Annotated in this window: 12 protein-coding genes and 1 tRNA gene; 2 read left to right on the forward strand and 11 right to left on the reverse strand. The window is 64.3% G+C overall.

The features are described from left to right. Positions 1-11: 11 nt before the first annotated feature. The 8 genes from FHS69_RS13675 to FHS69_RS13710 are packed head-to-tail and all read right to left on the reverse strand — an operon-like array spanning position 12 to position 7,877. Positions 12-1,289 carry a hypothetical protein gene (locus FHS69_RS13675; protein ID WP_166778124.1) on the reverse strand — a complete coding sequence of 426 codons (1,278 nt, stop codon included), beginning with the start codon at positions 1,287-1,289 and terminating at the stop codon, positions 12-14. A gap of 58 nt (positions 1,290-1,347) precedes the next feature. Continuing rightward, positions 1,348-1,734, reverse strand: coding sequence for a hypothetical protein (locus FHS69_RS13680; RefSeq protein ID WP_166778125.1), 387 nt, complete (start codon positions 1,732-1,734; stop codon positions 1,348-1,350). Beyond that, a complete protein-coding gene (locus FHS69_RS13685) occupies positions 1,724-3,055 on the reverse strand; it encodes a FliI/YscN family ATPase (protein WP_067502273.1) in 1,332 nt (443 codons plus the stop codon). Before FHS69_RS13685 ends, FHS69_RS13680 begins: the two co-directional genes overlap by 11 nt. Further along, complete coding sequence (locus FHS69_RS13690; RefSeq protein WP_166778126.1) at positions 3,043-3,630, reverse strand: FliH/SctL family protein; 588 nt, start codon at positions 3,628-3,630, stop codon at positions 3,043-3,045. Before FHS69_RS13690 ends, FHS69_RS13685 begins: the two co-directional genes overlap by 13 nt. Continuing rightward, positions 3,614-4,633, reverse strand: a complete 1,020-nt coding sequence (fliG, locus tag FHS69_RS13695) for a flagellar motor switch protein FliG (protein ID WP_067502269.1) — start codon at positions 4,631-4,633, stop codon at positions 3,614-3,616. The genes FHS69_RS13690 and fliG overlap by 17 nt, the downstream gene beginning before the upstream one ends. Then, complete coding sequence (gene fliF, locus FHS69_RS13700; RefSeq protein ID WP_243844668.1) at positions 4,630-6,246, reverse strand: flagellar basal-body MS-ring/collar protein FliF; 1,617 nt, start codon at positions 6,244-6,246, stop codon at positions 4,630-4,632. Before fliF ends, fliG begins: the two co-directional genes overlap by 4 nt. Positions 6,247-6,249: 3 nt before the next feature. After that, positions 6,250-6,612 carry a flagellar hook-basal body complex protein FliE gene (gene fliE / locus FHS69_RS13705; protein ID WP_166778127.1) on the reverse strand — a complete coding sequence of 121 codons (363 nt, stop codon included), beginning with the start codon at positions 6,610-6,612 and terminating at the stop codon, positions 6,250-6,252. Further along, complete coding sequence (locus FHS69_RS13710) at positions 6,609-7,877, reverse strand: sigma-54 interaction domain-containing protein (protein WP_166778128.1); 1,269 nt, start codon at positions 7,875-7,877, stop codon at positions 6,609-6,611. The genes fliE and FHS69_RS13710 overlap by 4 nt, the downstream gene beginning before the upstream one ends. Before the next feature lie 220 nt (positions 7,878-8,097). Here FHS69_RS13710 and FHS69_RS13715 point away from each other — a divergent pair, with 220 nt between their 5' ends. Next, complete coding sequence (locus tag FHS69_RS13715) at positions 8,098-8,925, forward strand: flagellin N-terminal helical domain-containing protein (protein WP_166778129.1); 828 nt, start codon at positions 8,098-8,100, stop codon at positions 8,923-8,925. A gap of 241 nt (positions 8,926-9,166) precedes the next feature. Continuing rightward, positions 9,167-9,697, forward strand: coding sequence for a PilZ domain-containing protein (locus tag FHS69_RS13720; RefSeq protein ID WP_166778130.1), 531 nt, complete (start codon positions 9,167-9,169; stop codon positions 9,695-9,697). Positions 9,698-9,945: 248 nt separating this feature from the next. On the opposite strand, the gene FHS69_RS13725 is transcribed toward FHS69_RS13720, so the two are convergent. The 3 genes from FHS69_RS13725 to FHS69_RS13735 form a co-directional block, all read right to left on the reverse strand. Further along, on the reverse strand, positions 9,946-10,386 hold the full coding sequence (locus FHS69_RS13725) for a hypothetical protein (RefSeq protein ID WP_166778131.1): 441 nt from the start codon (positions 10,384-10,386) through the stop codon (positions 9,946-9,948). A gap of 93 nt (positions 10,387-10,479) precedes the next feature. Further along, positions 10,480-10,758, reverse strand: coding sequence for a cold-shock protein (locus FHS69_RS13730; protein ID WP_166778132.1), 279 nt, complete (start codon positions 10,756-10,758; stop codon positions 10,480-10,482). Positions 10,759-11,446: 688 nt separating this feature from the next. Then, a tRNA-Met gene (locus tag FHS69_RS13735) sits at positions 11,447-11,523 on the reverse strand. Positions 11,524-11,536 lie beyond the last annotated feature (13 nt).

An 11,536-nucleotide genomic window follows, 5' to 3' on the forward strand; every position in this document is an offset into this window, starting at 1 on the left:
CCCGAAATTGATCAGGCGTAGAGCGCATCGTCGGAAGACGACGGTGCGGCATGGGGTTGAGATTGTGAGGCGGACCCGCCCTGACGGCCGCGATGATCGGAACCGGGTGAGTGACGCTCATCGGTATCCGCATGGCCCGCACCGTTGCCCGAGGCATTGGTGCCGGAGCCGCGCTCGCCACCTGCCGGGGCGTTGGCGTTCGTCGTGTTGGCGGCAATCGAGGCGCCGTCGTGTTGACGCGCGACCGGCCGTTCATTGGCCATGGCGGCAGCGAGTGCGCGCTGCGTTTCACCGTCCTGCGCGGCGACTTCGACGTTCATCCCGTCTGCAGTGCGATCGAACGTCACGGTCAGCTGGCCGAACTCGCGATGCGCGACGGCAATGGCTGCGGGCTTGGAAAGATCGGCCTGGCGCGCGGCCATGATCTGGTCGACCACGCGCTCGACATTGGCGAACTGGTCGCTGGCGATCGGGCGCGCGCTGCTGGACAGCGGACGTAAATCTGCATTCGTTTCCGCTCCTGGCAAGGTGAATGCCTGCGCAACCGGTTTCGCGGCCTCGCCATTGCCGGCTGCGCGGGGTGCTGCAGCGGTCTTGTCGGCGAAGGCGGTGTCGTCGTTCGCGCGGCCTTCGCCCTCGCCCGTCGATGCCGCGGTGTCGCCGGTACGGATGGCAACGGGCGCAGCGACGGCCGCGCGCTCGGCGGAAGTGGCGGTCGATGGGCTTTCGGGCTTTGCCGATGCGAGAGGAAGTTCGATCGCTGCGCGCATGTGCTGCTGCGCGCTGGGCTGTGTGTCGCGCGCGTCCTGCGGCGCGGGTGCTGCGGAGATATGTAGCTTGAGCTCCGCCTTGGCGGTGACGCCTTCTTTGGCGGAAGATGCTTGGGCGATGGTTACACCAGCGCGCGGATCCGCAGCCTTGGCTTCAGTTGCCCCCCCGGTGCCGTCGGCCTTCGAACCCAATGCAAGCTGAGCGGCGGCCACGGGCACCACCGCCAGCCCCAGTTGCGGGTCTGCGGCTGCTTCCCCACCGGTGCCTTCGGCGGCAACCGGCAAACCGGCAAGATTGACCGGCAAATCCTTGCCGCCCGGCAATCCGGCATCTTGCCGCCCCGTCAGAAGCCCCAGCGCCTCGGCGTCGGCGGGAAGAACCGCGGAAAGCTGGTCGAGCAGTTCGGCGAACCCGTCCGCCCCCTCGGAAGGCACGCTTTTTGGCGACTTTCCGCCCTCGAGCCCGGCCAGGAACGACAGGACATCGGGGGATTTGGGAAGCGAAGAGAAAATGGTCATGATAGATCCGCTGCTTGTTCACGGATTAACTATCAAGAAGCGTGCCAATTCGTGCGCGCTACCCCTTTTCAAGTCCGGCGACGATGGTCTTCACCAGATCGCGCGTGCTCTCTTCGGCCTTGCGCAAACGCAAATCCGATTGCGCGAAATCCTCCCGCTTGCTGCGCGACAGCAGTTCGGCTTCCTCGGCCTGCTTTTCGCTGAGCTCGCTCAGCTTTTGCAGCTGTTCGCCCATGGCCTTGCCGCTGCGCAGATCGGCGGCCACCATTTCCCCCTCGCGTCGGCCGTAATGCGCGGCCAGGTTGCGCGTTCGTTCGGCCACGCCGAACAGACGTACCCGCGTGGCCTCGGCCTCGCTGGCAGCCAGCGCGGACTGCATGCGCTCGACCGTGCGCACACGCTGGATCAATTGCGCGCGCTTGAGCTTGCGTTTCTCAGGACTCACGGCCGACCAGTTCGTTCATCTGCGCGAATGCGGTGGCCAGATCGACGCTTTCTTCGCCGGGCTGCGACAGGAACTGGCACATGCGCGGGTAAAGCGCGATGGCCTCGTCCAGCAACGGGTCGGCTCCCTGGCGATAGGCGCCCATCATCACGAGGTCGCGATTGGTTTCATATGCCGCTGCCAATGCACGGAATCGGCGCGCAACCGCGGCGTGCTCGGCAGGGACGATGTCGTTCATCACGCGGCTGAGCGACGCGCCGACATCGACCGCCGGATATTGCCCGCGCTGCGCAATGTCGCGCGACAGCACGATATGCCCGTCGAGGATTGCCCGCGCCGTATCCACCACGGGGTCGTTCTGGTCGTCGCCATCGGCAAGCACGGTGTAGAGCCCGGTGATCGCGCCCCCCGATTGTTCCGAATTGCCAGCCCGTTCGATCAGTTTGGTGATCGTCGCCAGGGCCGACGGCGGATAACCGCGTGCGGCACCCGGCTCGCCCAGCAGGATGCCGATCTCGCGCGCGGCATGCGCGACGCGGGTCAGGCTGTCGAGGATCAGGAGCACGCGCTTGCCCTGAGCACGCAGATGTTCGGCAATCGAGGTCGCGAGCATCGCTCCGCGCAAGCGCAGATTAGCGGCATGATCGGCAGGCACCGCCACGATCGCGGTGGTGGCGGCACGGTCGCCCGACATATGCCGGGTGACGAAATCGGATACTTCGCGCGCACGTTCGCCGATCAGCCCGACGACGACCGCATCGGCCTTCGCGCCATCGACAATCATGTCCATCAGCACCGACTTTCCCACGCCCGAACCGGCCATAATGCCGATCCGCTGGCCGACCCCGAAAGTGGTCAGCGCATTGAGCGAACGGATGCCGCTGTCGAAAACCTGCGTCACGCGCGATCGGTCCAGCGCGCCGACGCGATAGCCACCCGCCGGCCAGCTTTTGGTTGCCATCACGGGGCCGCGGCCATCGATCGGTTCACCCGAGCCATCGACCGCGCGGCCGAGAAACTCGGGTCCGACCGCGAGCATGCCCGGCTGGCCTTCGGGACGCACGATCGCGCCCGGACGCAACAGCACCGTGTCGCCGAGCATCATCATCATGGTGTGGCCGTTGCGGAACCCGATAGTTTCGGCACGATGTTCGGTGGCCGCGCCCTGCGCGATCGTGCAGATCGTGCCGATCGGCACGCCGAGGCCCGAAACCTCGATCAGCCCGCCGTCGCAGGCCACGACGCGGCCGAACCGACGCGGCGCGAGGTCCAGCGAAGCGGTTTCGACCGTCGCCAGCGTGCGATCGATCAGGGCGTGCATGTGTCGAATATCTCGGCCAGCGCCCGGCGCCACTGCTGCGGCCCGTCCTCGACCCCGCCATCGTCGGTTTCGACGCGCAGACCGCCGCGTTCGACGCTGGCATCGGCCACCAGTTCTAGATCGCCGGTCACGCTGCTGCGGACCAGTTCGAGATCATCGGGATGGATGTGCACGATCCGCTGGTCATGCTTGCGTTGCAACATGGCCGCAGCAGCATCGACGCGCCGGGCGAGCCCTTCCGCATCGAGCGCGAGCGGCAGTACGGCTTCCTCGCACAGCGCATGGACAGTGGCGAGGATCCGTTCGCGCAGATGGCGTTCGCTGTCGGCATCGAACCGTGCGAAAGCGAGCTCGATTGCCCCGCGCGCCGTACGTTCGGCCTGCAATGCCGCTTCGAAATCCGCGCGTGCGGACACCTGCCCGTCTTCGTAACCGGCGCGATAGGCCTTCTCCGCGGGATCTTCGAGCGGGGCTGCAGGCGCTGCACCGGCGGGCTGCGCGGTATAGCGCGCGTCGCGGGAAAAACTGCCCCGCCTGCCCAAGGCGGCATAGGCCACCCTAGACATAGTCTTCATCCCCCTCGCCCAGCATCAGGTCACCCTGCGCGATCAATCGCTTGGCGATCGCGACGATTTCCTTTTGCGCGGTTTCGACTTCGGTTTTCTTGACCCGTCCGCGCATCTCGATCTCGTCACGCAGGCCATCCGCCGCGCGCGAGGACATGGCGCCGAAGAACTGTTCGCGCCGATCTTCTTCCAGACCCTTGAGCGCGAGGATCAGCGTGTCGCTTTCGACTTCGCGCAGCAGCACGCCGGTCATCTTCAGGTCGAGTGCGAAGAGATGTTCGAACTTGAACATCTCGTTTTCGAGTTCCTTGGCCAGTTTCTTGTCGATCTTGCCGATCGACGGCATCACGCGCTTCTCGACGCTGCGGTGCGAGCTGTTGATGATCTCCGCCGCCTGCTTGATGCCGCCCATGGTCAGCGGGATCGTGCCATGCAGCTTCTCGATCTTGGCATTGAGCGTGCTCTCGAGGATTTCGATCGCCTGCCGCGATACCGGGCCAAGACGCGCCACGCGATGCAGCACCGGAGTGTGCAATTCCTCGGGCAATGCTGCCAGCGCTGCCGCGGCCACCTCGGAATCCAGCTGCAAGAGCAGAACCGCAATTGCTTGCGGATGTTCGTCGGCAAGGATCTCGCCGATGATCTTCGGATCGAGCCAGCGCAGCAGGCCGAGCGCGGGAAGGTTCGATTCCTCCGCTTCGGGCGCGACCTGGCGCATCAGGTTCTCGGTCTTCACCTCTCCCACCGCGCCATTGAGCAGCTTGCGTACGCTGTCGACGCGGCCATGGCCGGATATGCCGCTGCTTTCGGTGGAGCGCGAAAAACCGGCGATCGCGTCGGCAATCGCCTGCGGTTCGATTTCGCCGATCCCGCACATGGTGCCGGCCAGTTGGCGCAATTCGTCGGGCGTGAGCTGGCCCAAGATACGCGAGGCATCCTCTTCCGCCAGCAGCATCACCATGATCGCGGCCTTGTCGGTACCGCCGAGAACCGGATTGAGGGGCGCGGTCATGCCGAAGCTCCCGAGCGTGCATCCTCGGCCAGCAGGCGACGCAAGGCGAGTACCGCATCATCGGGGTTCTCGCGCGCGATGCGCTGTGCGAGCTCGATCTGTCCGTCGAGCGCCTGCCTGTCGATGGGCGGCGCCTGCTCGTAGGCAGCGTAGCTGCCCCCGCCTTCCGCTCCCGGCGCGGGCAGCGCTTCGGGTGACTTGGGACCGCTGCGCAGCGCCTTGATGGCGGGGCGCACGGCGAGGAACAGCACCAGCAGGACCGCCAGCAACGCCACGCCATTGCGGACCGCCATGCCGAACCAGCTGGTTTCGTAGAACGGAACGCCCTCGGCCTCGACCTTTTCGAACGCCCGCATCACCACGGTGACCTTGTCGCCGCGATCCTCGCGGGCACCGACTGCTGCCGAGACCAGTTCCTTCACCTTGTTGATGTCCGCCGCGCTCGCCTTGTCGAGCGCCGCCTGGTCGATCGCCACCGCCACCGACAGGTAACGCACCGAACCCGGAGCGAGATTGGAGACCGAAACTTCGCGGCCCAGTTCATAGACGCGCGTGGCGCTGCTTTCGCCCACCCCACCCGCCTGTGCGGCATTTTCATTATCCTGCGGCGCACCTTCGCGCGCCTCGGCTTCGGCGGGCGGCGTATTGGCGAGAACGCCCGGGATACCGCCTGCCGCTGCGCCGCCGCTTTGCGACAGCTGCGTGGTTTCGCGCCGGACCGTCCCGTCCTTGTCATAGCTCTCGCGCGCCGAAGTCACCTCGTTCATGTCGAGCTCGACCTGCACCTGCGAGGTGAATGCGCCGGCCCCGAACATCGGCGCAAGCAATTGGTCGACCTGCGCATTGAGCTTGGCTTCCATCTGCGCCTGCAGATCCATCCGCCCGCTGTTCGGATCGCGCTTGCTGGTCAGCAGCTTGCCATGCTGGTCGATCACCTTGACCGCGTCGATCCCGAGCCCCGGGACCGAGCCCGCGACGAGATTGGCGATTGCGGTGACCTGTCCGTCGGCGAGCTGGCGACCGCGCGCCATGCGCACCATGATCGAAGCCGACGGCGCGACATCCTCGCGCACGAAGACCGAACGTTCGGCCTTGGCGATATGCACACGCACCGCCTCGACCCCGTCGATCTCCATGATCGTCATCATCAGTTCGCGTTCCTGCGCGGCGCGCAGCCGGTCGCCTTCAAGCGTGCGGCTGGCGCCCATCGGCAGGTTCTCGATCAGGTCGGCCCCGCTTTCGGGGGCGGCGAGCGATCCGTCCGAGGCAACCAGCATGCGTGCGCGATAGACATCGTCTTCGCCCACGGTCAGCGCGCCGGTATTGTTGTCGATCGTATAATCGATCCCCGCCTGGTCGAGCGTCGCAACCACGCTGGCACGTTCGCCATCTCCGAGCGAGGAATAGAGCGTGCGCTGCGGAGCCGGCGACAAAGTCGCCCAGGTCAGCGCCAACAGGCCGAGACCCGCAGTGCCCGCGAACAGCGGCAGGACCTTGCGTACCGGCGGTTGCGCGGCGAAGGCCCGCAGGCGTTCGCCGAACGTCCCGGTGCCGCTTGTCAGCGGGGACAGCATGCCCGGGCTGGCATTATCGGCAGGAACGAGACCGTTCATCTATCAGACCCCCATCCGCATGGTTTCCTGGTACGCGGCAAGAAGCTTGTTGCGCACCTGGAGCGTGGCTTCGAAAGCCACACCGGCTTCCTGTCGGGCCAGCATGACCTTGGCGATATCGGTTTCCTCGCCGCGTTCGTATGCTGCGGTGATCCGGCCGGATTCGGCCTGGACCGAATTGACGTTGTCGAGCGCAGTGCGCAGCGAATCCCCGAAACTCGGCGTCGTCCCGGTCGCCTCGGTCGGCGCTGCGGGCTTGGTCTCGTGAAGTTCGGTAAGGACCTTCGAACGATCGATGATCTGCTGGCGCAGCGCGATGATCTGTTCGATCGATCCGCCACCGCCAATGCCGCCTACGGGGTTCATCGGCCTGCTCCCACTGCAATTCCGGCTTCACGGAAGGAGGCCAGGCGATAACGCAATGTGCGTTCGCTAATCCCCAGCGCACGGGCGGCGTTGGCCCGGTGGCCACCGACCGATTCAAGCGCATCCATGATCGCGCGGGCTTCGGAAATCTGGACGATTTTCGACAGTTTCGCCGGGCCCCTGGTTGCAGCCGCGGTCGCGATGTCGGCGACCGGCGCGGGAGCCGGCTTCTCGACCGCACGGGCAGTCATGTCGAAGATGATGTGTTCTTCCTCGATAGCCGGCTTGCCCTGCGACAGCAGGAGTGCACGGCGCATCACGTTCTCGAGTTCGCGGACATTGCCCGGCCAGGCGTAATCGCCCAGCACTGCAAGCGCGGCATCGCTGATCCACGGAACCGCATCGCCCTTGGCGACGTGGCGCAGGACCATGGTGAACGCGAGCGGAGCAATATCCGCGCGGCGCTCGCGCAGCGGCAGCATCTCGATCGGAAAGACGTTGAGGCGGTAATAGAGGTCGGCGCGGAACCGGCCCTCGGCGACTTCATGCGGCAGGTCGCGGTTGGCGCAGGCGATGATGCGGACATCGACCTTGATCGGGCGTGTCGCGCCGATCGGAACCACTTCGCCTTCCTGCAGCGCGCGCAGCAGCTTGGCCTGCAGCGACAGCGGCATCTCGGCGATTTCGTCGAGCAACAGCGTGCCGCCATCGGCAGCGCGGAAGAAACCTTCGCCCGCGGCATTGGCGCCGGTGAATGAGCCCTTCTCATGGCCGAACAGCATGGCTTCGAGCATGGTTTCGGGGATCGCGGCGCAGTTCACGGCAATGAACGGCTTGTCCTTGCGCTCGCTGCGGCGGTGGATGAAGTTCGACAGCACTTCCTTGCCCGTGCCCGTGGGACCGTTGATCAACACGGGGATGTCGGTCCGTGCAAGCCGGTCGGCCAGCGCAATGATGGAAAGCGAAGCGGGGTCGGCTGCCACCGGGCCCTGGCCCGAATAGGTCATGGCCACCAGCGCAGCGATGCTGCTTTCGGCGATCGGATCGGCATAGGTCAGTCGGCCGCCGCTGCCGGCAAGCTCGATACGTCCCTGTTCACCGCGCGCCAGCGTGATGGTCCGCGCATCGCGGCCCGCAGCCAGATCGCTTTCATCCGCCAGCGTGACCGGGCGCTCCATGAACAGCGAGGATGCAATCCCCGCCATCCGAGCTTCGATCGTGCTGTGCACGCGCGAGAAATTCGCGCTCTTGGTAATCCCGTCCATTTTTGCCCCCACATGGCATGTCTTATCGACGAAGCCTGTTTTGGCGGGGGCACGGCCAAAGATTGGATAATTTTAGGGCTGGTAGATTTACGAGTATGGTTAATTTTTGCCGGAGTGAATTTCACAACGCCCTTAATCCCGGCTGGTTCCTGCCGGTCTGGTTTCTGGCTGCCGCATCCCGCCAAGGGGGCAGTGATCGTAGACCAAAGGGAAACTAGCCATGAACGTCATCAACACCAATATCGGCGCGCTGAAGGCCGCCAATGCATCGAATGCCGCGGGCAAGGCCCTCGGAACCGCCATGGAGCGCCTGTCGACCGGCAAGCGCATCAACTCGGCCAAGGACGACGCTGCCGGCCTCGCCATCGCCACCAGCATGACCTCGCAGGTGCGCGGCATGAACCAGGGCATCCGCAATGCCAACGACGGCATCTCGATGGCGCAGACCGCTGAAGGCGCGCTCAACGAAGTTACCAACATGCTGCAGCGCCAGCGCGAACTGGTCGTCCAGGCGTCGAACGACACCTATTCGACCGACGACCTCGCAAACCTGAAGTCCGAAATGGACGCGCTCAACACGCAGATCGACAATGTCCTGACCAACACCGAATTCAACGGCCAGAAGCTGTTCGATGCATCCGCGGGCACCGCCGGTGTCGTCTCGGTCCAGGCCGGCGCGAATGAAGCCGACGCGATCGACATCGATCTCTCGACGAACCTTACGACCGACACCGACCTCGCAGCTGCCGCTGGTGTCGACGTGACCGCTCTGGCTGCCGGCGACATCGCGCTGTTCGATACGGCCATCAAGACCGTTTCGACCGTCCGCGCCGGCCTCGGTGCGTCGCAGAACCAGCTGGAATCGGCGGTTGCCAACCTCGGCAACAACATCACCAACCTGTCCGATGCGCGTTCGCGGATCGAAGACACCGACTACTCGGCTGAATCGACCGCGCTCGCCAAGGCGCAGATCCTCAGCCAGGCTTCGGGCGCCATGCTGGCCCAGGCCAACCAGAGCCAGCAGAACGTTCTCTCGCTGCTCCGCTAATCTTCCCGCTACCCACATTACGGGAAGGAGGCCCGTCGCTCGCAAGAGCGGCGGGCTTCTTCATATGTGGGGCCCCTTAGCTCCCGCGCTCATCGAGGGCTTCGCATTCCGGCACTTACGTGATAACGCTTAGGGTCGCGCAGAGCCTATTTTCGGGACTGGTGGACCATGCGCTTGGCGGGGACGATTGATGTTATCAGCAGCATACGAACAGCCTGAACAATATCCCGATTGCGCGCGCGTGGAACCACGCACGAACATGTTCGTGATGGCGGCCCTCGTTACCGGCCACACGCGCGAAACCGTCAAGGTCCGCAACATGTCCGCCAGCGGCGCTCTGGTCGAGGGCTCCACGTTACCGCATCCCGGCACACAATGCCTGCTCAACCGCGGCGAGATCGCGCTTGAAGCAGAAGTCGTGTGGATGAAATTCGGCAAGGCCGGGCTGCGCTTCGCACGGCGCGCGGATGTCGCGCAGTGGCTACCCTCGGGCCGCCGGTCGCAGTCCGATGTCGATGATGCCGTGCGCCAGGCCAAGGCGGCGCAGGCCGCACCGGTGCCGCCGCAATCGCGCCCGGTTCCGCCACCGGCCGCCCCGCTGTTCGCCACCGAGCTCAGCCGCGAAGACGTGGGCCAGACCGCCGCTGCGATCGAACAGCTCGCCGATCAACTGGCCGGCGATCCCGACGTGGTGGCACGTTACATGACCAAGCTGCAATCGCTGGACATCGCCGCGCAGACGCTGCGGAAACTCGCCGAGCAGATGCCCTGAGCGCAGCCTCTCAAGGCTGCCGATCTCCGACAATCCCGTACCTCTCCGAGCGCTACCGCGCGGGGCAGGCCTTGCGGGTCTTCATGATCGTGTTTGGGCACGCGGACGGCCCCGCTGTGTGGCGAGGCGCTGGGCTGTTCGGGGATGTGGTGTGGGTGCTACACCGGTGGTTGCGGGGGCTCGATTTGGCCTTTTGCAGAACTCGCGTTCGTTTAATGACCCACACGGTAGCGAGAACGCGGAGATAATTAGCGCGAAGTATTGCGTAATGAATCGGCGGAGAGCTGGCGCAAGTGTTCGGCCATCGCTAGGTCGAGATCCTGATATACATAAGGCCCTACGTGATACTGACGTACGGTCTTGCTTGTCATCCCCTCGGGTAGGGCAGCGAATTGGGGCGGATCGAGCGCTCCACCCTCATCCTCCCAGCCATCGATTGCCTTGGCTGGCGAGAACTGCTCGGCAGAGCCGGCATAGGTGCCGTAGATGATCGTACCAGGATCGGGAATAGCGGCCGGTCGTGACATGGGGGGCGTAACGGGCGCGTTCCGCATCTCGCGAAGTTGGCGCACCCGTTCGGCATATTCCGCCACCTTGGCGAAGTGGTTGTCGCGGGCGCACTGATCGCCAGCGGCGCTCGCCCGGATCACTTCGGTCTGGTGCGCGTGGAGAAGTTCGTTGAGGTCCATGGTCGGCCCCTTTTCCGAGAAAGATCGAAAGCGGATCGAACTGCCACTCAGACGCGCAAGTGAGAACGCGCCCGAGTGGCAGCGGATCAGGGGTTAGTGGGCCTGCGCGCGCGGTGCGCCCTGCGTACCGCGTTCGCCTTCCTGCTGTTTCTTCCCCTGTTTCTGCTCCTGGCGGCGCAGATTGGTGGCTGAAGGCTTCCCGCCATCGACCTGACGGGTTTCGTAACCCCAGCGCTGCCCCTGCTCGGGCGCGGTCGCCTGCGTCTGCAGGTCGTCCTTACCGAACATGAGCGCATCGCCGCCCTTTTCGGGAGTGATCGTGCCGCTACCCTTGCCGCTGTCATAGCTCTTGATGGTGCCGAAATGTGTCATGAGAACTTCTTTCGAATACACGCAGGCGTTCAATAGCGACCGCTTGTGCGCGGGCTAAGAGGCGGAATGGAAAGAAGGGAAGGCAACTCGCCTTCGGGACCGTCTATCTCGACTGGTAGCTGGTACTAAGATGGGCACGATGCATTTCAAAACAAGTGTATCGCATGAAAAATTTTGTTCGCATTCGAAATCAGCGGCGGAGGTTCTGAAGGTGAGCTTCACCCCCTAATCGGACATAACCTGTGCTGATTGTCGGAGCAAAAGCTGCCGGTCGGCTTTTGGGCGTAAGCGGTCTGTCCGCTCGCGGCTCTAAGCTTACGAAGCAGACAAGTGAGATGCAGCCTCCAGCCAGCTTAGACCAAGAGAATTTCTGGCAGGTCGAAGCGAATACGTTGGTGATGACCAGCGTCATGGCCATTTTTGCGGCGTGCCGATTCGGCGGTTGGCCAGGGTCGTCTTGCCCACACGGAGAAAGCCAGCGAACTAGGTTATGATCTTCGGTCGGCACTCGACGATGAGCGCGTGAATACCCAAGCAGCCGAGATCCTCAGCTTACTCATCCGGAGCATAACAATCCATCTCGGCGAGAATGCCAAGGCCGAAGTGTCTGCAGATGTGGTGGATTTGATGAGCTACGCCGCCCTGGACAACGCTGAGTGGGAGGTCCGAAGGGAGTGTTCTGTAGCGGTGGTTGCGGGGGTTGGATTTGAACCAACGACCTTCAGGTTATGAGCCTGACGAGCTACCGGACTGCTCCACCCCGCGGCACCTTTTTGTT

This window comes from Qipengyuania flava, assembly GCF_011762005.1.
In the GTDB taxonomy this organism is placed as follows: Bacteria; Pseudomonadota; Alphaproteobacteria; order Sphingomonadales; family Sphingomonadaceae; genus Qipengyuania; species Qipengyuania flava.

Excerpts from the sequence above, each read along its gene's own strand:
- FHS69_RS13675 (WP_166778124.1), bottom strand. The coding sequence starts at position 1,289 with ATGACCATTTTCTCTTCGCTTCCCAAATCCCCCGATGTCCTGTCGTTC.
- fliG (WP_067502269.1), bottom strand. The coding sequence starts at position 4,633 with ATGACCGCGCCCCTCAATCCGGTTCTCGGCGGTACCGACAAGGCCGCG.
- fliE (WP_166778127.1), bottom strand. The coding sequence starts at position 6,612 with ATGAACCCCGTAGGCGGCATTGGCGGTGGCGGATCGATCGAACAGATC.
- fliF (WP_243844668.1), bottom strand. The coding sequence starts at position 6,246 with ATGAACGGTCTCGTTCCTGCCGATAATGCCAGCCCGGGCATGCTGTCC.
- FHS69_RS13710 (WP_166778128.1), bottom strand. The coding sequence starts at position 7,877 with ATGGACGGGATTACCAAGAGCGCGAATTTCTCGCGCGTGCACAGCACG.
- FHS69_RS13730 (WP_166778132.1), bottom strand. The coding sequence starts at position 10,758 with ATGACACATTTCGGCACCATCAAGAGCTATGACAGCGGCAAGGGTAGC.
- FHS69_RS13715 (WP_166778129.1), top strand. The coding sequence starts at position 8,098 with ATGAACGTCATCAACACCAATATCGGCGCGCTGAAGGCCGCCAATGCA.
- FHS69_RS13685 (WP_067502273.1), bottom strand. The coding sequence starts at position 3,055 with ATGCACGCCCTGATCGATCGCACGCTGGCGACGGTCGAAACCGCTTCG.
- FHS69_RS13690 (WP_166778126.1), bottom strand. The coding sequence starts at position 3,630 with ATGAAGACTATGTCTAGGGTGGCCTATGCCGCCTTGGGCAGGCGGGGC.
- FHS69_RS13725 (WP_166778131.1), bottom strand. The coding sequence starts at position 10,386 with ATGGACCTCAACGAACTTCTCCACGCGCACCAGACCGAAGTGATCCGG.